General features: G+C 60.1%; 22 protein-coding genes and 4 tRNA genes. 20 read left to right on the top strand and 6 right to left on the bottom strand.

Annotation, left to right across the window (positions count from 1 at the left end):
* Window positions 1–53: 53 nt before the first annotated feature.
* Together I6E58_RS07845 and I6E58_RS07850 are read right to left on the bottom strand one after the other, a co-directional pair.
* On the bottom strand, window positions 54–1313 hold the full coding sequence (locus I6E58_RS07845) for an HRDC domain-containing protein (RefSeq protein ID WP_197131996.1): 1260 nt from the start codon (window positions 1311–1313) through the stop codon (window positions 54–56).
* The gene (locus tag I6E58_RS07850) at window positions 1306–1902 is read right to left on the bottom strand and encodes a DUF3000 domain-containing protein (protein ID WP_197131998.1); all 597 of its coding nucleotides are present in this window, start codon (window positions 1900–1902) and stop codon (window positions 1306–1308) included. Before I6E58_RS07850 ends, I6E58_RS07845 begins: the two co-directional genes overlap by 8 nt.
* 78 nt (window positions 1903–1980) lie before the next feature.
* Between I6E58_RS07850 and I6E58_RS07855 the strand changes: the two genes are divergently transcribed.
* A complete protein-coding gene (locus tag I6E58_RS07855) occupies window positions 1981–3177 on the top strand; it encodes a S9 family peptidase (RefSeq protein WP_197132000.1) in 1197 nt (398 codons plus the stop codon).
* Between the two features lie 40 nt (window positions 3178–3217).
* Here I6E58_RS07855 and I6E58_RS07860 read toward each other — a convergent pair whose 3' ends face one another.
* Window positions 3218–3655 (bottom strand): SufE family protein, encoded by a 438-nt coding sequence (locus I6E58_RS07860; RefSeq protein ID WP_129071505.1) that lies wholly within the window; start codon window positions 3653–3655, stop codon window positions 3218–3220.
* Between the two features lie 9 nt (window positions 3656–3664).
* On the bottom strand, window positions 3665–4564 hold the full coding sequence (locus I6E58_RS07865; RefSeq protein WP_197132002.1) for a sulfurtransferase: 900 nt from the start codon (window positions 4562–4564) through the stop codon (window positions 3665–3667).
* A 138-nt stretch (window positions 4565–4702) separates the two neighbouring features.
* On the opposite strand from I6E58_RS07865, the gene zapE reads away from it, so the two are divergent.
* Together zapE and I6E58_RS07875 are read left to right on the top strand one after the other, a co-directional pair.
* The gene (gene zapE, locus I6E58_RS07870) at window positions 4703–5713 is read left to right on the top strand and encodes a cell division protein ZapE (RefSeq protein WP_197132005.1); all 1011 of its coding nucleotides are present in this window, start codon (window positions 4703–4705) and stop codon (window positions 5711–5713) included.
* 88 nt (window positions 5714–5801) lie between these two features.
* Window positions 5802–6881 carry an ammonium transporter gene (locus I6E58_RS07875; RefSeq protein WP_197132008.1) on the top strand — a complete coding sequence of 360 codons (1080 nt, stop codon included), beginning with the start codon at window positions 5802–5804 and terminating at the stop codon, window positions 6879–6881.
* Here I6E58_RS07875 and I6E58_RS07880 read toward each other — a convergent pair.
* Both I6E58_RS07880 and I6E58_RS07885 read right to left on the bottom strand, forming a co-directional pair.
* Entirely contained in the window at window positions 6801–7634 is an 834-nt protein-coding gene (locus tag I6E58_RS07880; RefSeq protein WP_197132011.1) for an EI24 domain-containing protein, read from the bottom strand. The genes I6E58_RS07875 and I6E58_RS07880 overlap by 81 nt on opposite strands.
* Before the next feature lie 77 nt (window positions 7635–7711).
* Window positions 7712–7787 (bottom strand) — tRNA-Val (locus I6E58_RS07885).
* A 117-nt stretch (window positions 7788–7904) separates the two neighbouring features.
* On the opposite strand from I6E58_RS07885, the gene I6E58_RS07890 reads away from it, so the two are divergent.
* From I6E58_RS07890 to secF, 17 genes are all read left to right on the top strand, one after another.
* Window positions 7905–7976, top strand: a tRNA-Gly gene (locus I6E58_RS07890).
* A 40-nt stretch (window positions 7977–8016) separates the two neighbouring features.
* A tRNA-Cys gene (locus tag I6E58_RS07895) sits at window positions 8017–8087 on the top strand.
* Between the two features lie 41 nt (window positions 8088–8128).
* Window positions 8129–8200, top strand: a tRNA-Val gene (locus I6E58_RS07900).
* 120 nt (window positions 8201–8320) lie between these two features.
* Entirely contained in the window at window positions 8321–10165 is a 1845-nt protein-coding gene (locus I6E58_RS07905; RefSeq protein ID WP_307842032.1) for a glycosyltransferase, read from the top strand.
* Window positions 10158–11312, top strand: coding sequence for a hypothetical protein (locus tag I6E58_RS07910; RefSeq protein WP_197132014.1), 1155 nt, complete (start codon window positions 10158–10160; stop codon window positions 11310–11312). Before I6E58_RS07905 ends, I6E58_RS07910 begins: the two co-directional genes overlap by 8 nt.
* A 95-nt stretch (window positions 11313–11407) precedes the next feature.
* Window positions 11408–13321 (top strand): threonine--tRNA ligase, encoded by a 1914-nt coding sequence (gene thrS, locus I6E58_RS07915; RefSeq protein WP_231595444.1) that lies wholly within the window; start codon window positions 11408–11410, stop codon window positions 13319–13321.
* A 3-nt stretch (window positions 13322–13324) separates the two neighbouring features.
* On the top strand, window positions 13325–13888 hold the full coding sequence (locus I6E58_RS07920; RefSeq protein ID WP_197132020.1) for an HIT domain-containing protein: 564 nt from the start codon (window positions 13325–13327) through the stop codon (window positions 13886–13888).
* A gap of 50 nt (window positions 13889–13938) precedes the next feature.
* Window positions 13939–14841 carry a pyridoxal 5'-phosphate synthase lyase subunit PdxS gene (pdxS, locus tag I6E58_RS07925; RefSeq protein WP_197132023.1) on the top strand — a complete coding sequence of 301 codons (903 nt, stop codon included), beginning with the start codon at window positions 13939–13941 and terminating at the stop codon, window positions 14839–14841.
* Complete coding sequence (gene pdxT, locus I6E58_RS07930; protein WP_197132025.1) at window positions 14831–15442, top strand: pyridoxal 5'-phosphate synthase glutaminase subunit PdxT; 612 nt, start codon at window positions 14831–14833, stop codon at window positions 15440–15442. The genes pdxS and pdxT overlap by 11 nt, the downstream gene beginning before the upstream one ends.
* Window positions 15443–15460: 18 nt before the next feature.
* Entirely contained in the window at window positions 15461–16075 is a 615-nt protein-coding gene (locus I6E58_RS07935) for a hypothetical protein (RefSeq protein WP_197132027.1), read from the top strand.
* A gap of 51 nt (window positions 16076–16126) precedes the next feature.
* The gene (locus I6E58_RS07940; RefSeq protein ID WP_197132029.1) at window positions 16127–16885 is read left to right on the top strand and encodes a YebC/PmpR family DNA-binding transcriptional regulator; all 759 of its coding nucleotides are present in this window, start codon (window positions 16127–16129) and stop codon (window positions 16883–16885) included.
* 9 nt (window positions 16886–16894) lie between these two features.
* Window positions 16895–17524, top strand: a complete 630-nt coding sequence (locus I6E58_RS07945; protein WP_197132941.1) for a crossover junction endodeoxyribonuclease RuvC — start codon at window positions 16895–16897, stop codon at window positions 17522–17524.
* The gene (gene ruvA, locus I6E58_RS07950) at window positions 17521–18138 is read left to right on the top strand and encodes a Holliday junction branch migration protein RuvA (protein ID WP_197132031.1); all 618 of its coding nucleotides are present in this window, start codon (window positions 17521–17523) and stop codon (window positions 18136–18138) included. The genes I6E58_RS07945 and ruvA overlap by 4 nt, the downstream gene beginning before the upstream one ends.
* A complete protein-coding gene (gene ruvB / locus I6E58_RS07955) occupies window positions 18138–19172 on the top strand; it encodes a Holliday junction branch migration DNA helicase RuvB (protein WP_129071492.1) in 1035 nt (344 codons plus the stop codon). The genes ruvA and ruvB overlap by 1 nt, the downstream gene beginning before the upstream one ends.
* A 64-nt stretch (window positions 19173–19236) precedes the next feature.
* Entirely contained in the window at window positions 19237–19656 is a 420-nt protein-coding gene (gene yajC / locus I6E58_RS07960) for a preprotein translocase subunit YajC (protein ID WP_197132033.1), read from the top strand.
* Window positions 19657–19764: 108 nt separating this feature from the next.
* Window positions 19765–21501, top strand: a complete 1737-nt coding sequence (secD, locus tag I6E58_RS07965; RefSeq protein ID WP_197132035.1) for a protein translocase subunit SecD — start codon at window positions 19765–19767, stop codon at window positions 21499–21501.
* Window positions 21501–22517, top strand: a complete 1017-nt coding sequence (gene secF / locus I6E58_RS07970) for a protein translocase subunit SecF (RefSeq protein WP_129071489.1) — start codon at window positions 21501–21503, stop codon at window positions 22515–22517. The genes secD and secF overlap by 1 nt, the downstream gene beginning before the upstream one ends.
* Window positions 22518–22579 lie beyond the last annotated feature (62 nt).

The following is a 22579-nucleotide window of genomic DNA, read 5'->3' on the forward strand; positions in this document are numbered from 1 at the left end:
GTAGCACTGATCATAAGTGGCCGAGTTTAAGGTTAGGAATCCTTTGATTGTTCCTACGACTCTGCGTCGTCGGAGTCCTCGGGGGTTTGGTTGGCTTCGACAAAGGCTTGAGCGATTGACTGTGCAGATACGTCAAGTTGCCAGGGGCGCGCTCCGAGCGCAGTGAGGGCCTCGGAAATGCTCTCGGGCGAAACCTCCGCTGGCGGGTTCCAGGAGACGCGACGAAGATAGTCGGGCGTCAACAAGTTCTCGATCGGAATAGACAGCTCCTCGGAGAACTCCGTCATGAGAGCGCGAGCGGCTTTCAAACGGCGATCTGCTTCAGGGTTCTTATCCGACCACACTCGAGGGGGAGGTAATGTATCGCTCGACACTCGGGTGGCAGGGATGTCGGTAGAAGTAAGCCCGGCCTGGATAGCATCCCACCATCGATCGATCTGTGAACGGCTTGCACGGCCCCGGAACTCTTTCAGGCTTGAAAGCTGACGCTTCGATTCCGGAAGTGTCTTCGCCGCTGCCAATAAGGCGGAGTCGGGCACGAGGCGACCGGGGGCAGTATCGACTTCTTGAGCGTACGCGTCGCGTGCCAGCCAAAGTTCCCGCGCCACAGCTAGATTCTTACCGCCGCGAATCGAATGAACTCCGCTCAAGCGGCGCCAAGGTTCAGCCCGCACATTGCTGAGGTCGCGCGCGAGTACGGATTCGAATTCTTGGCGGACTATCTCGCTTTTGCCATCGTTGTCGAGCAGTGCGCCGAGCGCTTCGCGAAGATCAACGAGAAGTTCGACGTCTAACGCGGCGTAGACCAGCCATGACTGCGGGAGGGGACGTGTTGACCAGTCCGCCGACGAGTGTTCCTTGGCGAGGTGAATGCCCAAGAGGTGCTCCACTACCGTGCCGAGACCAACGCGGGGAAGGCCCGCGAGGCGGGCTCCCAACTCAGTGTCGAAAAGGCGGGTGGGGTGCAGGCCAACCTCACGCAAGCAGGTGAGGTCTTGAGTAGCCGCGTGAAGGATCCACTCTTCTTCAGCGATGACATCGTTCAGCTCTGTGAAATCGCCAATAGCGGGCGGGTCGAAGAGGAAGGTGCCGGCTCCACGACGGAATATCTGGATGAGGTATGCACGTTGCGAGTAGCGGTAGCCGCTGGCGCGTTCAGCGTCGATGCCGATCGGGCCGTGACCGGCGGCGATGGCCTCGACTGCAGCGAGATATTCTTCCCGGTCGTCGATGACGTCGACGGGAACGTGAGGGGCTTGGGTGGCGGCGTGCGACTCGCCCTCGGGGGCTGCACTCTCGGAGGCGTTACTCACGCCCAGCTCTACGGGCCGACAACATAGTGACTCCTTCAATAGTGGGCGGAAGTCCGGCAAGCATGCAGACTAACTCGCTCCAGCCTTCCACATGAGCGGCAATATCAAGGTCCTGGGGGCTCCAGGAGGCCCGAAGTTCGATTTGTGCGCCATCCGGCTGCGACTCAAGTTCCCCGAACCCGGTCGAGAGGATGCGTGTTGCTGTTCCGGAAACCTGGTCGTACTTCGCGCCCCGGCTATCGAGAGCGTCTACTAGCCAGGACCAGGTGACCGAACTCAGGAATTCGTCGACGCCGATGTCTGGTTCAAGTGGCGCTTGGGCGAAGCAAATGATCCGGAACTCGCCCTCCCAGGCGTCAGGAGATTCGGGGTCATAGAGCAGTACGAAGCGTCCGGTGCCGAGGTCGGAATCTTCGCCGTGACGATTCGGCGTGACATCCGCAGCAAGGGCGAACGACCACGGAGCGATCTGCGTTGGTGCTGAAATCTCAGTGACAGCGAGCTCGGGGCGCAAAGTGGCGGCACGAAGGGACTCAACCGCAGACGCAAATACCGCGGGTGGCGTTGGTCCAACTGGCGATTCAGGCACGTCAGAAGATTAGGCTTTAGCTGAACGATCGCTAGTGAGGCACGCCGCGCTCTGACGGCTGCACGATGGAGGTTTTAGATGCCGGTGTCGGATCGAGTGCGAGTTGCCTTAGGGGTTATCGGTGGCGTGGCCGTTGCTTCAGCGGCGGTTGCTGGCGTTGCGTTAGTCAGCGCAGCGGCGCTGTCGGTTTATTTCGCGCGCAGAATCGTGACGCCGCCGGGACGCGCGGACAGCACTTTGCGCATCCTTGCTATTGGCGAATCGACGATCGTTCTCTCATCCGCCATCGAAAGCCGTGCGCCAGGCCGCTTCAGCCTGTGGTTCGCTGATGAGACCGGGCTCGCTCGCATCGGGCCCGTGGTGTCGCAGGGGGCTCAGTGGGTTGCCCGAGAGTTGATCGAGATTGAAAAGGGCGTGCCACGACCCGGCGACAACGCTCGGTCTAGCGGCTGGTTCTATCTGACCCCGGCGGGGCTGGGACTCGAATATTCGGAAGTCATGGTGCCAACTGAGCTCGGGCCGGCCCCAGCGTGGCTGATTCCAGCGGCGCACCCGTCAACGATCTGGGCGATTCACATCCATGGTCGAGGCGTACAGCGTCCCGAGACTGTTCGCGCACTAGGCGAGTTCTATGACGCCGGCGTCACGTCGCTCGCCGTGTCATATCGCAACGACACGGAGGCGCCTGACTCGGCAGACGGCCGCTATGGACTCGGTTCGACTGAATACCGAGACGTCGATTCGGCGATCACGTACGCTCTTGCAGCAGGCGCACAACAGATTATTCTCATGGGCTGGTCGATGGGGGGTGCGACCGCACTTCATACGCTGGTTCGGTCTGCCAATCGCGAGAAAATTATCGGGCTAGTACTGGATTCACCCGTGATCGCGTGGGGGCCGACTATGGAACTGCACGGCGACCTCAACCGTATCCCCAGCTCGGTCCAGCGCGCAGCCCAGATCGTCTTGAATAGCGAACAGGCCCGTTTCTTAGTCGGGATGGAGAAACCACTCGACATCGCGGAGCTGAACTTCGTCGATCGCGCCTCCGAACTCGATCGACCGATCTTGCTGATGCACAGTGAAGATGACGGCTACGTACCTGTAGAACCGTCGCGGGCTCTTGCCGCGGCGCGTCCTGACCTCGTGACCTACGAAGAGTTTGACACCGCTGGACACACTCGCTTGTGGAACTACGACAGCGAGCGCTGGCTTCTCTCCATACGCACCTGGCTGGCCGCGCTTATCGCGGAGAATCTCGCATCCGCTGAGTAGGGGACAGGGAGCCGAGTACCGAGGCGATTGCGGCAGAAAATCAGACCGCGGTCTTGAGCCGAATCTGACGCTTAGCGCGGGCGAGCATCCCGGTCATCCCTCGCAGTCTCAGCGGACTCACCGCCTGCGACAGCCCCAGGGACTGCGGATAGTCATCCGAGAGCTCGAGGACTTCAGCGCTGCTGAGACCTGACAGGCCCTGCACCAAGATGGATGCGAACCCTCGCGTAGTCGGAGCCTCAGGCGGCGCCGTCGCGAACATCTGAACAATGTCGTTTTCGACTTCGATGAAGATGAAAACGGGGGACTGGCACTCTTCTACTCGCTCGAAGAGATCGGGGTGGTCGGCGTAGCGCGCCGGAAGATCGGGGAGTTCGTTAGAGAACTCAAGCAGGAGCTGCAGCCGATCCCTCAGTTCGAAGCCAAGAAAGTCGTCTCGGATTTCGGCCAATTGACTGGGGATCTGCTGCTCACTCACCGCTTTAGTCTATCGCGAAGGAACGTCACCCGGCTCAGTACCCAGCGCGATGGGCACCTTGACCAAGGAGCCCCACTCGGTCCACGAACCGTCGTAGTTACGCACGTTCGGGAAGCCCATGAGGTAGTTCAAAACGAACCAGGTGTGACTGGAACGCTCACCGATGCGGCAATAAGCGACGATGTCGTCACCGTCTTTCAGCCCCGCACCCTCTCGGTAGATCGTGTTCAGTTCGCTGAGGGGCCGGAAAGTGCCGTCATCGGCAACGGCCTTTGACCACGGCACGCTTTGCGCGCTCGGAATGTGGCCGGCGCGAAGAGCGCCTTCTTCCGGGTAGCCCGGAACCGTGGTGCGCGCTCCGCTGTATTCCTCGGGCGAACGGACGTCGACCAAGGGGTTACCGAGGTGCGCGAGTACGTCATCTCGAAAGGCACGAATCACGGCGTCGGTTCGTTCGACGATCGGGTACTCCGTCGGAGTGGGGGACGGAACCTCGAGCGTGTACTCGCGGCCATCCGCTTCCCACTTCGCTCGCCCGCCGTCCATGAGCCGCACGTCTTCGTGGCCGAAGAGAGTGAACACCCACAGGGCGTACGCAGCCCACCAGTTGGTCTTGTCGCCGTAGATCACGACGGTGCTGTCGCGCGAGATACCGCTACGAGACATGAGCTCCGCGAACCCTTCGCCGTCGATGTAGTCGCGAGTTACCGGGTCATTCAGGTCTGTGTGCCAGTCGATTTTGACGGAGCCCCGGATGTGGCCGGTCTCGTAGAGAAGAACGTCTTCGTCGGATTCGACGACGACGAGTCCGGGTTCGCCAAGGTGATCTTCAACCCACTGAGCAGACACCAGACGTTCAGGGTGAGAGAACTCAGCAAATTGGGGGGCTGGGTCGCGTTCGATAGTCATAACTACCTCCGATTGTGGGTGGAAAAACTGGCGCGGGCTTCAAACTAAGCTTGATGGGTCCCTTGCCCAAGAAATTACGCATTCGCCGCTGATTACACCGCGTTGCCGTAACACTGCGAAAAATAACCGAGGCTGAGAATGAGCGCTAGTGCGCCTACGACTCCCGAGCGTCTAGTCGATCGTATCCCGTCGTTGACCGGAGCGCAGATGCTGGCCGAACTGGTGCCTCCGCGGCAGTTCACCGGTGCGACTTTGGACTCGTATCGACCCGATCGGGACTATCCGTCGCAGGGCTCCGCTGTGGCCGCCATGCGCCACTTTCTGACGAGTTCGCAGAAAACCAAGCTCTTCTCCCGAAAGAAAGCTCCGGTGGCGAAGCCGGGGGTATACCTCGATGGCGGATTCGGTGTTGGTAAGACTCACTTGCTGGCGGCGCTCTGGCACCAGACCGCCGGCCGCAAGTATTTCGGCACCTTTATCGAATACACGGCGCTCGTGGGTGCTGTCGGGTATGCGCCTGCTGTGCAGTTGCTCAGAGGCGCGACTCTGGTGTGTATCGACGAGTTCGAGCTCGACGATCCGGGTGACACCCGCTTGATTTCCCGACTTCTCTCAGAGCTGGTCGCCTCAGGCACCAAGATTGCCGCGACATCCAACACTCCGCCTAACGCTCTCGGGGAGGGGCGCTTCGCCGCTCAAGATTTTCTGCGCGAAATCGACTCGCTGTCGGCGAAGTTCGAAACGATTCGCATCGATGGCCTCGACTATCGTCGTCGCGACACGGGAGCACATGCCGTCACTGTTGATGACGTCGCGGCGGCGATTGCAGCTGTGCCTGGAGTGGCAACCCTTGACTCCTTTGATGAAGTACTCAAGCACCTCGCGGGTGTTCACCCCTCACGCTATGTGAAATTGATCGAAGGAATCGACGCCGTTGGACTTACTGGTGTTCACGAGTTCGCGAACCAAACCGACGCCTTGCGGTTCGTAGCCTTCGTCGACCGGCTCTACGACGCTCAAATCGCCGTCTACGCAGATGGCACCGCGCTGGATGCAGTGTTCCCCGACGACATGCTTGCTGGCGGATACAGCAAGAAGTATCTTCGAGCGGTGTCGCGGCTTATTGCTCTCACCTCGAATAAAGCCTGAGCTAACTATTCAGAACCACTCGCAGCGTTTCGCATTGAGTGTTGTGCACTGACTAAAAGGGCATGAAACTGGAGCGGGGAAGGCAACGGTGACAGGAGATTTCGCGGCGGCGGCGCTAGGAGTGGCCGCGTTGGTGCTGTTGTTACTAGCGCTCATCGTGCTCTACGCGAGCACCTTGCCCGTCGCGACGTGGCGCACGCTTATTCTCGTTTCGCTCACGTGCGCTGCTCCCGGCCCCCTCGCTTGGTTGCTCCTGGCTCCGGCCCTGTCGGTCGATTTGCGCTCGGTGATGATGCCTTCACTCGCCGCTCTGGGGGCGGTCTGCTGTTTTCTCGTCACGCTCGTGTCGAGGAGTTCTGGCGCGCCCCTGTGGCGCAGCGTCTCCTACAGCGCGGTGTGGGGTGTTGTCGTGTATGTGCCCATTGCAGTGCGCACGTTCGAGTCTTTTGGGGCGGGGGCGCCGCTAGGTCTCAGTCCGATCGATCATGGCGGTGCGTTGGTGATGAGCGTCGCTGTCGGCGCCAGCATGCTGGCGGTGCTCGTCGTGGAGCGGCGTTCTCTCATCCGAGGCGCCCGTAAAGTCGTTCCCGTTCCTGTCGGCGTCACTGCTCTCGTTCTCGCTGTGTTGGCGTGGCTAGTGTGGCTCGTGGGCGCCGAATTCGCTTTCGACGACGTCGTGGCTCTGATTCTTGCCAACGGCGTTGTGAGCGCGATCTTTGGTGCGTTGGGGTGGTTCATCGTTCAGTTGATCAATCACGGCGCAATCAAGCTCAAGTCGCTTGCTGGTGGCCTCATCAGTGGCCTCATTGCGGTGACCGCAGGCGCGCCGTTGTTCACTCCGGTGTCCGCTGCCGTCGCAGGCTTCATCGCGGGCGCCGTCGCGTGTGCGTTTACCGTGCGCAAAGGATCGCCCTTGGGAAACCAGCTTCGGTTTCTCGTTAACACTCACCTCATTGGTGGGAGCATCGGCGTTGTATCGCTTGGCGTGTTGGCAACAGGTTCAGGGTTCCTCTTCACCGGTCAAACGTTCATTTTTGAACAGCAGTTTCTCAGCGTGCTCGCCTCCGCGGCTTTCGCGTTTGTCGTCTCATCGCTCGTGTGGTGGCTCCTTGGCCTTCTCGGTCGTCGTAGCGAGAGTGCTGAGCCGCGCATCCTCGCCAAGAACTGAGCGGGTCAACAGCGTCGCGCCGGCGACGGCCGCGGGCATGGCGACCACAGCCCCCAAAGGAATCAAGAAGACGACATAGGTTGCCGCCCCCAGGCCAAGAGCCCGCGCGCGTGACCCGCGCAGGGTGCGCCGGCGAGCGGTGAGGTGGAGGCCACGGGACTCGAACGGGATGTTGCTGAGTTCAACGACGAGCAGCCAGCCTCCCAAGAGCGCGCCAGCACTTGCTGCGATGACTCCTCCGGCAACGGGGATGAATCCCAGAGCGAACACGAGGACTGCGAGTCCCACGGTCGGGAGTAACACCCGCAGTCCTTCGGCGATTCCGCGCCGGAGGTCGCGCCAGAAGCCCTGTGACTGTTGTTCCGGGGGAGCGCCGTGTACGGCATCCACATGGGCGGCGATCAAGCGATAGAACGAGTCGCCCACCATCAGAGTGACCGTGGTGTACGTGTTCACGATGACGAGGATGCTCGCAACGATCAGCGCGAGGCCCGCCGCGAAGTGCGTGGCGGCCTGCGCCACCTCGCTCCATTCGCGGGCGAAAGGAGTGATTGACGTGGCGATGACCTCGATATTAACGATCAACGCAACGAGGACGGCAATCGCAGCGAGGCCCACGATGGCCGCCGGGATCATTCCCAGCAACATCAAGCGCGGTGCTGTGACCCAAATTCGAAACCCGCGAAAAAGAAATCCGACACCCGAAAAGAATTCGCGCATAGCGCTAGCGCGGCGTGGAGTTGGAACTGTCATGGACCAAGGTTATCGGGCTAGCAACTCCCAACAGCGCCCGAAAACCGGGGATCTTCGCCAGTGCTGAAGCGGAATACTGGTGGGCGATACCGGACTCGAACCGATGACCTCTTCCGTGTGAAGGAAGCGCGCTACCAACTGCGCCAATCGCCCTGCAACCTCAATATTGCCATATCTCGACGACACGCGAGCAGCCGAATTGGAACTTCGCGCACTCTTCGTATACAGTCATCTAGCACGCGAAAACGGGTAACCGAATAGCTTGTAAATGCGGATGTGGCGCAGTGGTAGCGCATAACCTTGCCAAGGTTAGGGTCGCGAGTTCGAATCTCGTCATCCGCTCGAATGAGAAGTGTCAGCCTCGTCGGCACTTCTCATGTGCGGTGGAGTGGCCGAGAGGCGAGGCAGCGGCCTGCAAAGCCGTATACGCGGGTTCAAATCCCGTCTCCACCTCGTAACGAGTGTTTAGAGCAGTTTCTATAAATAAATAGCATGAGCGATTGGCGCAGCGGTAGCGCGCTTCCCTGACACGGAAGAGGTCGCTGGTTCGATCCCAGTATCGCTCACAGATGAAGCCCCGGTTCGCCGGGGCTTCTGCTTTTAACGGATGCCGCCCGGCACACGCCCGCGTGGCGCGTGCTTGCAGCTTGAGAATGAGCCACGATGACCCTATGGGGAAAACCGGGGTGCCGTCCAAGCAGAGCGAAGCATTCGTGCAGTTGTTACTCGACGAAGGTCTCGCTACGCCAAGCCAGATCGAGGAAGCTCGTCGCGTCAAAGCGCGCTCTGGCGTGCACATCGATCAGACCCTTGCCAGCCGCGGGCATCTTGACGACGCCACATTGGTCGACGTTATTTCGCGCGTGTGGAACATCGAACGAGCGCAGATGTCCGAAGTCGATGGGGACTTCGCCCGCCAATGGAGTGGGCAGCTCTACATCGCTGAGAACTGGATGCCGCTGCGCGAACTCGATGATGGTCGCGTTCTGGTGGCCACGGCTCGAGTTCCGGACGACGAGCGCAGTGAGCGTATCTCCACTGCTCTGGGGCGTGACGTCGTTTTCGTCGCCGCGACATCCGCCCAAATCTGGCATTCGATTCTGGACGTCTTCGGGCCAGCGATCGCCGATCAGGCTGCAAACCAGCTCTGGAACCGTAATCCCGTTCTTTCCGCGCGCACCGTTGCGTCACGCGGCCAGAAAGTCGGCCTCGTTATCCTTCTGATCGTCATGATCATCGCCTTGGTGTTGTGGCCGGCAGCGACGGTGATTACTCTCATCGCCATTACGAGTCTGGTGTTCCTGGCCGGAACGGCGTTCAAGTTTTTCATCTCCTTGCGGGGAGCGCGATTCGACCTCGTCGAGCGGGTCTCTGACCGCGAAGTCGAAGCGCTGAACGATGATGAGCTCCCTCGTTACACCGTGCTCGTGCCTGTTTTCAAGGAAGCGAACATTGTCGCTCAACTGGTCAAAAACCTAGGCGGTATCGATTGGCCCACCAACCGCCTCGAAGTCTTTGTGCTGATCGAGGAGTCCGACGACGAAACGCGCGCGGCGTTCGAGGCAAGCTCGCCGCCTGATCACTTTCAGATCATCACGATCCCGGCCGGGCATCCGCAGACAAAACCTCGAGCTTGCAATGTCGGGCTTTTCTTCGCGACCGGCGATTACCTAGTGATCTTTGATGCTGAGGACACTCCGGAGCCGGACCAGCTCAAGAAGGCGTACATCTCGTTTCAACGCGGTGGCGAGAAGACCGTGTGTGTCCAAGCCGCGCTGAACTATTTCAACGCGCGGGAAAACGTGCTCACCCGGATGTTCTCTCTCGAGTACGGCTACTGGTTCGACTACATGCTGTCTGGCCTCGATTCGCTTGACCTTCCGATCCCACTCGGCGGAACGTCCAATCATTTCCGCACTGAGGCGCTGAAGAGCCTCGGAGGCTGGGACCCCTACAACGTCACTGAAGACGCCGATCTGGGCATCCGCGCGAGCGCGCTCGGATACCGGGTTGGCGTAGTGAACTCAGCCACGATGGAAGAGGCGAACAAGTCGATTCCGAACTTCATTCGCCAACGGAGCCGCTGGATTAAGGGCTATATGCAGACCACCCTGGTGCACGCCCGCCGACCAGTGGCGTTGATGCGCGAGATCGGGTTCTGGCGATTCTGCAGTTTCGTATTGCTCATCGCAGGAACCCCGGCGACCTTTTTGGGCGTACTGCCGTTCTATATCCTGACGGTGCTTTCTCTCGTGCTGCCCACCGAGTGGATCGGCCAATTCTTCCCGGTCTGGCTTCTGTGGGTCTGTTTCCTCAACTTCATTATCGGCAGTTCGATCATGGTGTACCTCTCGATGATGGGTCCCTATAAGAGAGGGACGTTTGCTCTCGTTCCTTGGGCGCTGCTGAACCCGTTGTATTGGATCCTGCACTCGATCGCGTCGTACAAGGCGCTTTGGCAGCTCATCACTAAACCGCACTACTGGGAGAAGACGGAGCATGGGCTGACGACCCAAAGCAATCATGAGTGAACCGTTGACGAACACTCGCGCGCTTCACATCGCGAAGCGCCCGCCACGAACCCGTCTGGATGTCTGGCCGCGCCGAACTCCTCGTCGCTGGATGCTGCGCGGTATCTTCGCCCTGCCTTACGTGATCTTTGCGCTGGTCGTGTCGGCGTTAGGTGCGACGGAGTCGCCCAACGCAACCCTGGTAGAGCGGGCAACCCGCATCGATTGGGACCGCGCGGATGCGCAATGGCTCGGCGATATTTTTCCGCCCATCAGCACTCTGTTGGCGGGCTTTGTGCCGGGTGGTGCGCTCTCGCTTTCGATCATCGGGGCGTTAAGCGCCGGTGTGTTCTTGCAAAAACTTATCGAAATTATGGTGCAGCGACGGTTCGCGCGCTCAACCATCGTGATCTTGATGATGGCCCTCGCGCTCAACCCGCTCTTCTTCTACAACGCGACTCAGAACTATTCCGCGTTTCTGGGACTGCTGCTCTTTGGCTTGGGCCTGTCGCACATCGTCCGGTTCGTGACGTGGGGCAACACTGAATCAGGCTTTCGAGTGGGGCTCTACTTCATGGTCGCTGTTCTGACAGACGTCACTGCGCTCGTCTATGTGACTGCGGCAGCGCTCTCGGCCCCGTTCTTGCGTCATCGTCGTGAAGGGGCGAAAGGCGCTCGGCGTGCGAACGCGCTCGTGATCCTCTACCCCGCGGCGTCAGCGCTCGTGTCGCTGGCGGTTCTCAATTCGCTCTTCCTGGGGCGCCCGTTCGCGGGAGCGACCCAGTCTGCGTTCACTGGCTTTGGCGATCGGCTTGTCATCGTGGGGGAGTTCTTCTCGACCGTGGAAGGCGTGATTGTGATCGCGCCGCTGATCAGCGCTTGGCTGATCGCGCTGATCGTTCGTCGGCCAGGAGCGATCATTATCTCCACCCTGGTGTTTGGGGCTTTCATCGTCGGATTCGCGCTCGGGCTACTGCCGAGCGGCTCGACCGGAAACATCTTCATGAGCCTGACGCTGCTGGCTATTGCCTTGATTCCCACGGCGAGAACACGCAACGGCACGGTGATGATCTCGTCGGTGGGGGTGTTCCAGCTGCTCATCGGATGGGCCACCGCGCTGACCAGTACGGCGTTCGCTCTGTGGGCAAGTCAAATGTTTGTCGGCTAGCGAGCCGCGTGACATCCAGTTTCTCCGAACGCCGCTAAAGTTGTTCTGTGAGTAACACTGGATTTGAGCTATTTACCGACCGCAACGTCGTCGCCATGCGCGTCAACGGTGAGCTGAAAGATCTCGCCGCGACAGTAACTGACACGGATGAGGTCGAGGCTGTCACGATCGACTCGCCCGATGGGCTGAACATTCTCCGTCACTCGGCCGCCCACGTCGCGGCTCAGGCTGTTCAGACGATCAACCCACAGGCGAAGCTCGGCATTGGCCCGCCCGTCACCGATGGTTTCTACTACGACTTCGACGTCGAGGAGCCCTTCACTCCGGAAGACCTCAAGGCCATCACGAAGGCGATGGACCGCATCATCCGTCAGGGGCAGCGCTTTCAGCGTCGTGTCGTGACCGAGGCAGAGGCTCGCGCGGAGCTCGCTGATGAGCCTTACAAGCTTGAGCTGATCGGTCTCAAGGGCTCTGTCGCTGACAGCGAAGTTGATGGCGATAACGAGTCTGTTGAGGTCGGTGGCGCCGAACTAACGATCTACGACAACGTCGACGGCAAGACTGGCGAGGTTTACTGGAAAGACCTGTGCCGCGGGCCTCACCTTCCCAACACCCGCATGATCGGCAACGGATGGTCGCTCACGCGCACCGCAGCCGCCTACTGGCGTGGCTCGGAGAAGAACAAACAGCTTCAGCGCGTGTACGGAACGGCCTGGCCGACCAAGGACGAGCTCCGGGCATACCAAGCCCGTCAAGAAGAGGCGCTCAAGCGTGACCACCGCAAGCTAGGTGCCGAGCTCGACCTCTTTTCCTTCCCCGACGAAATCGGCTCTGGGCTCGCGGTATTCCACCCCAAGGGCGGCATCATTCGCCACGAGATGGAAAACTACTCGCGGACACGGCACTTGCAGGAGGGGTACTCGTTCGTTAACACTCCTCACATCACCAAAGAGGCGCTGTTCGAGACCTCAGGCCACTTGGGTTGGTACAAGGACGGCATGTTCCCGCCGATGCACCTCGATGAGGCTCGCAATGAGGAAGGCGAAATCACTCGCCAGGGCGCTGACTACTACCTCAAGCCCATGAACTGCCCCATGCACATCCTGATTTACAAGTCCAGCGGTCGCTCGTACCGCGAACTTCCGATGCGCCTCTTCGAATTTGGCACGGTGTACCGCAACGAAAAGTCGGGCGTGATTCACGGTTTGACCCGGGTTCGTGGTCTGACGATGGACGACGCCCACATCTTCACCACGAAGGAGGGAATGAAGGCGGAACTCACCAGCACCCTGAACTTCATCCTTTCGTTGCTGCGTGACTACGGTCTTACCGACTTCTATCTCGAGCTATCGACTAAAGACCCAGAAAAGTACGTCGGCGACGACGATATCTGGGACGAAGCGACTCAAACCCTCGCCGAGGTTGCTGAAGAGTCCGGGCTTGAGCTCGTGCCCGACCCGGGCGGAGCGGCGTTCTACGGCCCTAAGATCTCGGTACAGGCACGCGATGCCATCGGCCGTACCTGGCAAATGTCGACCGTTCAGCTCGACTTCAACCTGCCGGAGCGCTTCGAGCTCGAGTACACGGCGGCGGATGGCTCACGCCAGCGCCCCGTCATGATCCACCGTGCGCTCTTCGGGTCGATCGAGCGCTTCTTCGGCGTACTCACGGAGCACTACGCCGGCGCCTTCCCGGTCTGGCTGTCGCCGGTCCAGGTCGTCGGTATTCCCGTCGCCGAGGCGTACGAGGAGTACCTCGCTGGTGTTATCGACCAGCTCAAGGCGCTCGGTGTTCGTGCCGAATTGGATGCCTCGAGTGAGCGTATGCAGAAGAAGATCCGTACCCACACGAAGTCGAAGATCCCGTTCCAGCTCATTGCTGGCGAACAGGATCAGGCTGCCGGTTCGGTCAGCTTCCGTTTCCGCGATGGAACTCAGGAGAACGGCATCCCGATTGCCGATGCTGTCGCCCGCATCACTGACGCGATCGCGACGCGAGCGCAGGTTTAGTTCGTGCACGACTACGACGGTTCTGAGCTGCCCGCGGGGGAGTCAAGCGCTGACTTCGCCGCGGTCCCCGATGCCTTCCAGCGTTTGTGGACGCCGCATCGCATCGCTTACATCACGGACCAAACGCAGCCGGATAAAGACGATTGCCCGTTTTGCGTCGCGCCCACGCTCGATGACAAGAAAGCTCTCATCGTGGCGCGCGGAACGCACGCCTACGTGTTGCTGAACTTGTTTCCTTATAACAGTGGCCACCTGCTGGTGTGCCCGTATCGTCACGTGCCGCTGTACGACGAGGCGACTGACGAAGAGACCGCTGAGATCGCGTCTCTCACGCAGACTGCTATGCGAGTGCTGCGTGAGACGTCGAAGGCTCATGGCTTCAATATCGGGATGAACCAGGGGGCTCTGGCGGGCGCTGGTATCGCCAATCACTTGCACCAGCATGTTGTACCGCGGTGGGCTACGGACTCGAACTTCTTTCCGATCGTGGCCGGCACGAAGGCTATTCCGCGGCTGCTCGGCGAGGTTCGGGATGAGGTAGCGAAAGCCTGGCCCACGAACCACTGAGTTCAAATTGGCTGCATTCTTTTCGCGGCTCCGGTCTTAGCGTTGAAGCTATGAGCGAGAACACTTCATCCAACGAATCGGGTACGAACCGCGTCAAGCGCGGACTGGCAGAAATGCTCAAAGGTGGCGTCATCATGGACGTCGTGAATGCTGAGCAGGCAAAGATTGCGGAGGATGCCGGCGCCGTTGCCGTCATGGCCCTCGAGCGAGTTCCTGCCGACATCCGTTCGCAGGGTGGTGTTGCTCGCATGAGTGATCCCGATCTCATTGACGGCATTATCGCCGCGGTGTCGATCCCCGTAATGGCTAAGGCTCGCATCGGCCACTTCGTCGAAGCTCAAGTTCTTCAGGCGCTCAAGGTCGACTACATCGACGAGTCCGAGGTGTTGAGCCCCGCTGACTACGTGAACCACATCGACAAGTGGAACTTTGACGTTCCCTTCGTCTGCGGCGCGACCAACCTGGGCGAGGCGCTGCGTCGCATCACCGAGGGTGCAGCAATGATTCGCTCGAAGGGTGAAGCGGGCACCGGCGACGTCTCTGAGGCCACCAAGCACATCCGCACCATCAAGGGGCAGATCAACGAGCTCCGCTCGAAGTCGGTCGACGAACTGTACGTCGCGGCGAAAGAACTGCAGGCGCCGTACGAACTCGTTCGCGAGGTTGCCCAGAGCGGCAAGCTTCCCGTCGTTCTCTTCACCGCTGGTGGAGTAGCTACGCCGGCCGATGCCGCGCTCATGATGCAGCTCGGCGCCGACGGCGTCTTCGTCGGTTCGGGAATCTTCAAGTCGGGTAACCCGGCTCAGCGCGCCGCGGCCATCGTCAAGGCGACGACTTTCTACGATGACCCCAACGTAATCGCCGAGACCTCTCGTGGTTTGGGCGAAGCAATGGTGGGAATCAGCGTGTCTGATCTGGCAGCACCGCACCGCCTCTCTGAGCGTGGCTGGTAACGCCTCCGTCGACCAGCTTCCCATCGGGGTCCTTGCCCTTCAGGGTGACTTTCGTGAGCACCTGCAGGTGCTCCAGCAGCTCGGAGAGGCCGCGGTAGCGGTCAAAACTCCTCAGCAGCTGGAGCACATTGCCGGTCTCATAATTCCTGGCGGTGAGTCGAGCGTGATTGACAAGCTCTCGCGTCTGTACGGGCTCTTCGAGCCGATCCGGACGGCTATCCGCTCGGGACTTCCCGTTTACGGAACCTGCGCGGGGCTCATCATGCTGGCAGACACCGTGCAGGATTCCATCGAGGGTCAGCAATCCTTCGGTGGTCTCGATGTGGTTGTTCGTCGAAACGCGTTCGGCTCTCAGACCGATTCGTTTGAAACCGATTTGAGTATCCCGGAGCTGGGGGAGAAGCCCGTGCACGCTGTCTTCATCCGAGCTCCTGTCGTAGAGAGCGTCGGCGCACTGGCACGCGCACTTTCGACGCTGGATGACGGCCGCATCGTTGCGGTAGAGCAAGGCAACCTGCTCGGCACGTCTTTCCATCCCGAAATGACCGGCGACACCCGGTTCCATGAGTACTTCGTGAGTCGGGTCCGCGCCGCGCAGTAAATCCTGCATCATGGGGGAATGCAACTGTATGCCGACCAGCCCGCGCGTCGAACGCGGCAGATTGCTGCTGACCTGATCTCCGTCGGGTTCATCGTGATCTGGATTGCTCTCGGTGTCTGGGTGTACCAACTCATCGCCGCCTTCCAAGAGCTTGGCGTCCAGATGCAGGCCGCAGGCGCTGGGTTCGAATCGACGATGGTCGAACTCGGCAACACCCTTGGCTCCGTACCCTTGATCGGGTCGGGCATCCGAGCACCGTTCGACGGTGCGAGTGAGGCTGGGGCGGCGCTCGAGTCTGCCGGGCAAAGCCAACAGACTTCGGTCGAAGCCGCCGCCACTGCCTTGGGACTGTTCATCGGAATCGTACCTGTGGCCCTTATTCTTCTCATATGGCTGTTGCCGCGCCTCCGTTTTGCGGTGCGGGCGAGCGAAGCCAAGAGGGTCTTGGCGACGCCGGGTGGGGCAAATCTGCTCGCGCTCCGTGCATTGTCGACGCTCAGCCTTACTGTCCTAGCGCGGGTCTCGGACGATCCCGCCGCTGAATGGCGAGCGGGCAACGGTGCGACTGTCGCGAGACTCGCGCAGTTGCAATTAACGGAGTTAGGCCTCCGCAGCTCGGTCGAAGAACGCTAGCGCGGGGATTCGCGCAGTCGAGCGAGTCTCGAACGCATTAGAATGTTCTTTATGTCAGGGCACTCTAAATGGGCAACTACCAAGCACAAAAAAGCGATTACGGATTCGCGTCGCGCGAAGGCGTTCGCGAAACTCATCAAGAATATTGAGGTCGCCGCCAAGATTGGTGGCGCTGATCTTTCGGGAAACCCGACTCTTGTCGACGCCATTCAGAAGGCGAAGAAGACGTCTGTTCCCAACGACAACATCGATCGTGCGGTCAAGCGTGGCTCAGGCCAACTCGGTGACGCCATTGAGTACCTCAACATCATGTACGAGGGCTACGGCCCCAACGGTGTTGCGCTCATGGTCGAGTGTCTCACCGATAACAAGAACCGCGCAGCAGCCGACGTTCGCACGATTATGAGCCGCAACGGTGGCTCGCTGGCAGACCCCGGCAGCGTTGCCTACAACTTCGAACGCAAGGGCGTTATCTCGATCACGAAGACCGAGGGCGTCTCAGAAGATGACATCCTCATGGCTGTGCTCGATGCTGGCGCCGAAGAGGTCAAGAACCACGGTGAGGGCTTCGAGGTCATCACTGACACAGCGCACCTGGTCGAATCTCGTAATGCGCTGCAGGCTGCGGGCATCGATTACGACTCGTCTGAGGCAGAGTTCGTCCCGAACCTCAAGGTTGAGGTCGACGCCGACACTGCGCGCAAGGTTTTCAAATTGATTGATGCTCTCGAAGAGTCTGACGACGTTCAGAACATCTACTCGAACTTTGACATCAGCCCCGAGGTGCAAGCCGAACTCGACGAGGACTAGTCGATGACCCTGCGGGTGATCGGGATTGATCCTGGTCTCACGCGCTGTGGTGTCGGAGTTGTCGACGTTGCTCCGAATCGGCGAGCAACGCTTGTCTATGTCGGGGTCGTTCGTACGCCTCCAGAGATGGCACTTGAAGAACGATTACGGCTGATCGGTGATGGCATCGACGCGGTGATTGGCGAGTATGCGCCGACTCAGCTCTCCCTTGAGCGGGTTTTTGCCCAGAACAACCTCAGTACCGTCATGGGCACTGCGCAGGCCAGTGGCGTCGCTATGTATGTCGCCGCACGCCGGGGGCTCGCCGTCTCGCTGCATACTCCCACCGAAGTGAAGCTTGCGATCACTGGTTTCGGTGGAGCTGATAAGAAGCAAGTAGGAACCATGGTTGCCCGCGTTCTCGGTCTTGCCGAAGCGCCCTCACCGGCGGATGCCGCGGATGCGTGCGCCCTAGCGATCTGTGGTGCGTGGAAGAGTGGGCCGGGATTTGCAGCCTCACCCCGCGCGACCGCGGCCGATACGGGCGGCGGCGCTGCTGGAGCAAGACGAGCATCACCAGTCGGTTCCGGTCTCACCCCGGCACAGGAGGCGTGGCGGTCGGCAGAGAAGTCAGCGGGTGCTCGTAGGGTGAACCTATGATTTCATCCCTTCGCGGCACGGTTCTCGCCGCGGTCGGAACCTCACTCGTCATCGAAGTCGGGGGAGTGGGGCTCAGCGTGAGCGTTACTCCCGAACACGCGCTCTCGGTACGAGTAGGTTCTGAAACCCAAGTCAATACCGCTCTCATCGTGCGAGAAGACGATCTCGCCCTGTATGGCTTCCGGTCAGCTGAGGAGCTTGAAGTATTTAGCCTCTTGCGAGGCGTCACTGGAGTTGGCCCTAAGAGCGCGATGGGTGTTCTCGCCGCGCTCACGCCCGATGACGTTGCCCGCGCTGTCACCGAAGAAAATGACTCCGCTTTCCGCAAGGTCTCGGGTATCGGCCCCAAAACCGCCAAGCTCATTGTGCTCAACCTTGCGGGTAAGCTTGTGGTGTCGACGCGAGGGCCCGGGGTTACCTCGGTACGTGCCAACTCGGTCTCTGAACAAGTATCGATGGCGCTGCAGGGTTTGGGCTGGCCCGAAAAGCTCGCGCAGCCCGCCGCAGAGAGCGCTCTGCGCGACGCAAGCGAAGCAGAGCTTAACGACGTTCAAGCGATTCTTCGCCGGGCCATCTTGCTTGTGGGCTCGCGCGGCGGCAAGGCCGGCTCCTAATGTTCAACAACAGCGACGAAGAAGTAGTTAACCCCACCGTCGAGTCGGATGCCGAACTCGCATTTGAGGGAGCGTTGCGACCAGCTTCGCTCGCGGAGTTCGTTGGCCAGACGAAAGTTCGGGGTCAGTTGCAGCTTCTGTTGCGTGCTGCTGCGATGCAGAACCGAACCGCTGATCACATCCTCCTCGCAGGTCCTCCTGGTCTGGGCAAGACGACGCTGGCGATGATCGTGGCTCACGAGAGTGACCGACCTCTGCGTCTTTCGAGCGGGCCGGCTATCCAGCATGCGGGCGATCTTGCCGCAGTACTGTCTTCACTTCTCCCCGGCGAAGTGCTCTTTATCGACGAGATTCACCGCATGGCGCGCTCGGCGGAAGAGATGCTTTACCTTGCGATGGAAGATTTCAGAATCGACATCATGGTCGGAAAGGGAGCCGGAGCGACATCCATCCCGCTCGATATCGCACCCTTTACCTTGGTAGGTGCGACGACCCGCTCAGGGCTGCTCCCCAACCCGCTTCGCGACCGCTTCGGGTTCACGGCTCATCTTGAGTTCTACGACGAGGCTGAGCTGGAGCGCGTTATCGCGCGCACGGCACGCATGCTTGATCTCGAGATCGACCACGAAGCCGTTGCTGAGATTGCCGGACGATGCCGGGGTACTCCGCGAATCGCGAACCGATTGCTGCGCAGAGTCCGCGACTACGCGCTCGTGAACGATACGGCCGCGAGCAAGGATGCAGTGCGGGCCGCGCTCGAGCTTTACGATGTTGACGAGCGGGGTCTCGACCGTCTTGACCGCGCCGTAATGATGACGGTCCTCGAGCGTTTCGACGGGGGACCGGTGGGTCTCAGCACTTTGGCAGTGTCGGTCGGTGAAGAGGCTGAGACCGTAGAGTCCGTGGTCGAGCCGTTCTTGGTGCGCGTCGGATTGCTCACGCGAACGCCCCGAGGACGAGTTGCGACACGAGCGGCGTGGGATCACTTCGGGATGACCGACCGGGATTCGGCCGCCGCTACCGATGAACTATAGTTTGACTGGCTAAACACGCGCCTCAGCTTGAGCGCCAGGCCCACAGACCACCGAAAGGTACCTCATGGATCCTCTTTCTATTGCGATGCTCGCCATTCTTGGCGTGCTCATCTTCTTCATGTTCCGCAACAGCCGTAAGCGCAAGGCTCAGCAGGAAGAACTGCGCGAGCAGATGGTGCCCGGCGTAGAAGTGATGACGAACTTCGGTCTCTTCGGAACGCTTATCACGATGGACACGGCGAAGAACGAAGCCGAGATCGAAATCAGCAACGGCGTTATCGTCAAGGTTCACAGCCAGACGCTCGCCAAGGTAGTCACTGAAGAAGCCGTGGAAGACGGCGCTCCTCGTTCGGTCGAAGAAGCCATGGAGATCGCTAACCGCGAAGCTGCGGAGCGCGAAGCTGCCACAGACGCTTCCACTGATTCTGAAACACCGGAATTCGGCGAGCTCTCCGACTCGAAGGACGACAAGTCCTCAAAGTAGAGGAACGTCGCCCGTAACCCACTAGTGTTGAGAGTCGTCCTACCCGAGGGTGACTGTCCAACGGCGTGCGATTCTGCACTGCTCTGTCAAGAAAGCTGAGTCAAATAGGTGGCAAGAACAACCCCTGTGAAGAACGCCTGGCGGGCCATAGTCTGGCTCACAGCAATCACGGTGGGATTCACCGTCTTAGTTGGCGCTGGCTCCATCTTCGGTACGGCATCGTGGGCTCCCAAGCTTGCTCTTGACCTTCAGGGCGGAACGCAAATTGTTCTCGCCCCGCAGCTAGAGAGCGGACAAACCGTGTCGGGCGAGCAACTCGCTCAAGCGGTGTCGATCATTCGCGACCGTGTCGACGCCAGTGGCGTATCGGAAGCGGAGATCACCACTCAGGGCGCAAGCAACGTCGTGGTCTCCATTCCCGGAACCCCGGACGACGAAACACTCGCGCGTATTCAGGCGTCGGCCAAGCTCGAGTTCCGGCCGGTTCTCTACACCGAGGTCGCGACCACCGCTACCGCGGAAGAAACTCCGGACCCGGCGTCGACGGATGCTCCTGATGAAGAGACGGCGACTCCCGAGCCCACCCTCGCGACGACGCCTACTGCAGCGCCGACAGATGCCAGCGACTTGAACTGGATCACCGAAGCTCTGTTCGATGAGTACACCAACTTTGATTGCTCGTCGCTCGATAACTTCAGCGTCGCGCCTGCAGACGAAGCGCTCATCACGTGTGAAGCTGATGGTTCGTTCAAGTACATTCTTGGCCCGGTCGAGGTCGAAGGAAGTACCATCACCGACGCATCATCCGGCCTCGTCTCGAGCTCACAGGGCGTCAGCACCGGCCAGTGGGGCGTCTTCCCGACGTTCGACGCCGAGGGCACTGCTGCAGTCCGCGAGATGACGACCCGCCTGTTCGGGTTCGACAACACCGACCCGCGCAACCGTTTCGCGATTGTTCTTGACGGTCAGGTCATTTCGGCGCCGACGACTCAGGGCATCATCACTGGCGGTAACCCGCAGATCTCGGGGAGCTTCACTCAAGAATCTGCAACCATTCTGGCGGACCAGCTGAAGTTTGGTGCTCTCCCCATCGGCTTTGAGGTTCAGAGCAGCGAAAACATCTCGGCCACGTTGGGAACTACCCAACTGAATTCGGGCATCATCGCCGGCCTCATCGGACTGCTGCTGGTGGTCATCTACTCCCTCTTCCAATACCGCCTTCTGGGTCTGGTTACCGTGGCATCGCTCATCGTTGCCGGCGTGTTGACGTACCTCGTGATCGCGTATCTCTCCTGGCGTCATGGCTACCGACTCTCGCTAGCTGGTGTCGCCGGATTGATTGTCGCTATCGGTTTCACCGCCGACTCGTTCATCGTGTATTTCGAGCGAATCCGCGATGAGCTTCGTGATGGCCGCTCGCTGACTGGCGCGGTCGAGGCCGGCTGGAAACGTGCTCTGCGCACGATCTTCGCGGCAAAGGCGGTCAACCTTCTGTCGGCGGTCGTGCTCTTCGTTCTCGCTGTCGGTAACGTCCGTGGATTCGCTCTAACCCTCGGGTTGACGACAGTCATCGACGTGCTGGTCGTGGTGTTGTTCACTCACCCGGTCCTTCAGCTGCTTGCGACTACGCGATTCTTCTCCAGCGGTCACCCGCTGAGTGGGCTTGACCCCAACGCTCTCGGCGCCGTCTACCGTGGTCGTGCGCAGTTCCGCACCCCGGTTGCTACGAAGAACAACACGGGCGCGAGTCGCGAAGCTGCTCGCCGCCAAACAATCGCCGAACGAAAAGCTGCTGAGCTGGCTGGCACTGCTAAAGATTCCGGCTCAGATGGAAAGGACTCCTGATGGCTAGCTTCTCTAAGTTTGGCAACGATCTCTACACCGGCGATGTCTCGATCAACTTCATCGGTCGCCGGAAGGTGTGGTACACCCTCGCTGCGGTACTGATTGCAATTTCAATCGTTGTGCCGGCACTTCGCGGCGGTTACGTTTTCGGCATCGAGTTCACTGGTGGATCACAGTTCCAGATTGATTCGGTCCAAGCGCTCTCGGATTCAGATTCCAGTGCGGAGGCTCAGAATCTCGCGTCTGACACGGTTGTCGGCATTGTTGGCGATGCTGAGCCCAAGGTGACGGTCATCGGAACTAGCTCGCTCCGCGTGCAGACCGAACAGCTCGAGACAGAGGAATCGAATGCTGTGCGCGATGCTCTCGCCGGTGCGTTCAATGTCGACCGAGAGCTCGTCGCCGCGTCATTCGTTGGACCGTCGTGGGGCGCCGACATCACGAGTTCCGCGCTTCGTGCGCTTCTCGTGTTTATCGCGCTAGCCGCCGTGATGATGGCGATCTACTTCCGCACGTGGAAGATGTCGATCGCCGCAATGATTGCGCTGCTTCACGACATCGTGATTACTGCCGGCGTCTACGGAATCTTCGGTTTCGAGATCACGCCCTCTGCCGTGATCGGATTCCTCACGATCTTGGGATTCTCGCTGTACGACACCGTCGTAGTGTTCGACAAGATTCGAGAGAATACGTCGGAAGATGGATCGGAATCTCGTCGTACCTTCGCTGAGTCTGTGAACCTAGCGGTCAATCAGACCTTGGTGCGTTCGATCAACACTGGAGTCGTCGCCGCGCTTCCCGTCGCGGCGATCCTCTTCATCGGTGCCTACGTCCTCGGTGCCGGTACGCTGCGTGATATCGCGCTGGCTCTGTTCATCGGTATCGTCGTCGGCACGTACTCGACCATCTTCATCGCCGCTCCGCTCTACGCGCAGTTCCGCCAAAACGAGCCAGCCATCCTTAGTCGCACCAAGCGATTGACTGCTGCTCGTGCCGCGGACAAGGGCAACAAGTAACCACAATGGGCGAACGGCAGTGTGTGCGTTCGCAGGCGGCTGAGTCCGCCCTGAGCGACTGT

The sequence above is a fragment of the Salinibacterium sp. SWN1162 genome, assembly GCF_015864675.1.
GTDB lineage: Bacteria > Actinomycetota > Actinomycetes > Actinomycetales > Microbacteriaceae > Rhodoglobus.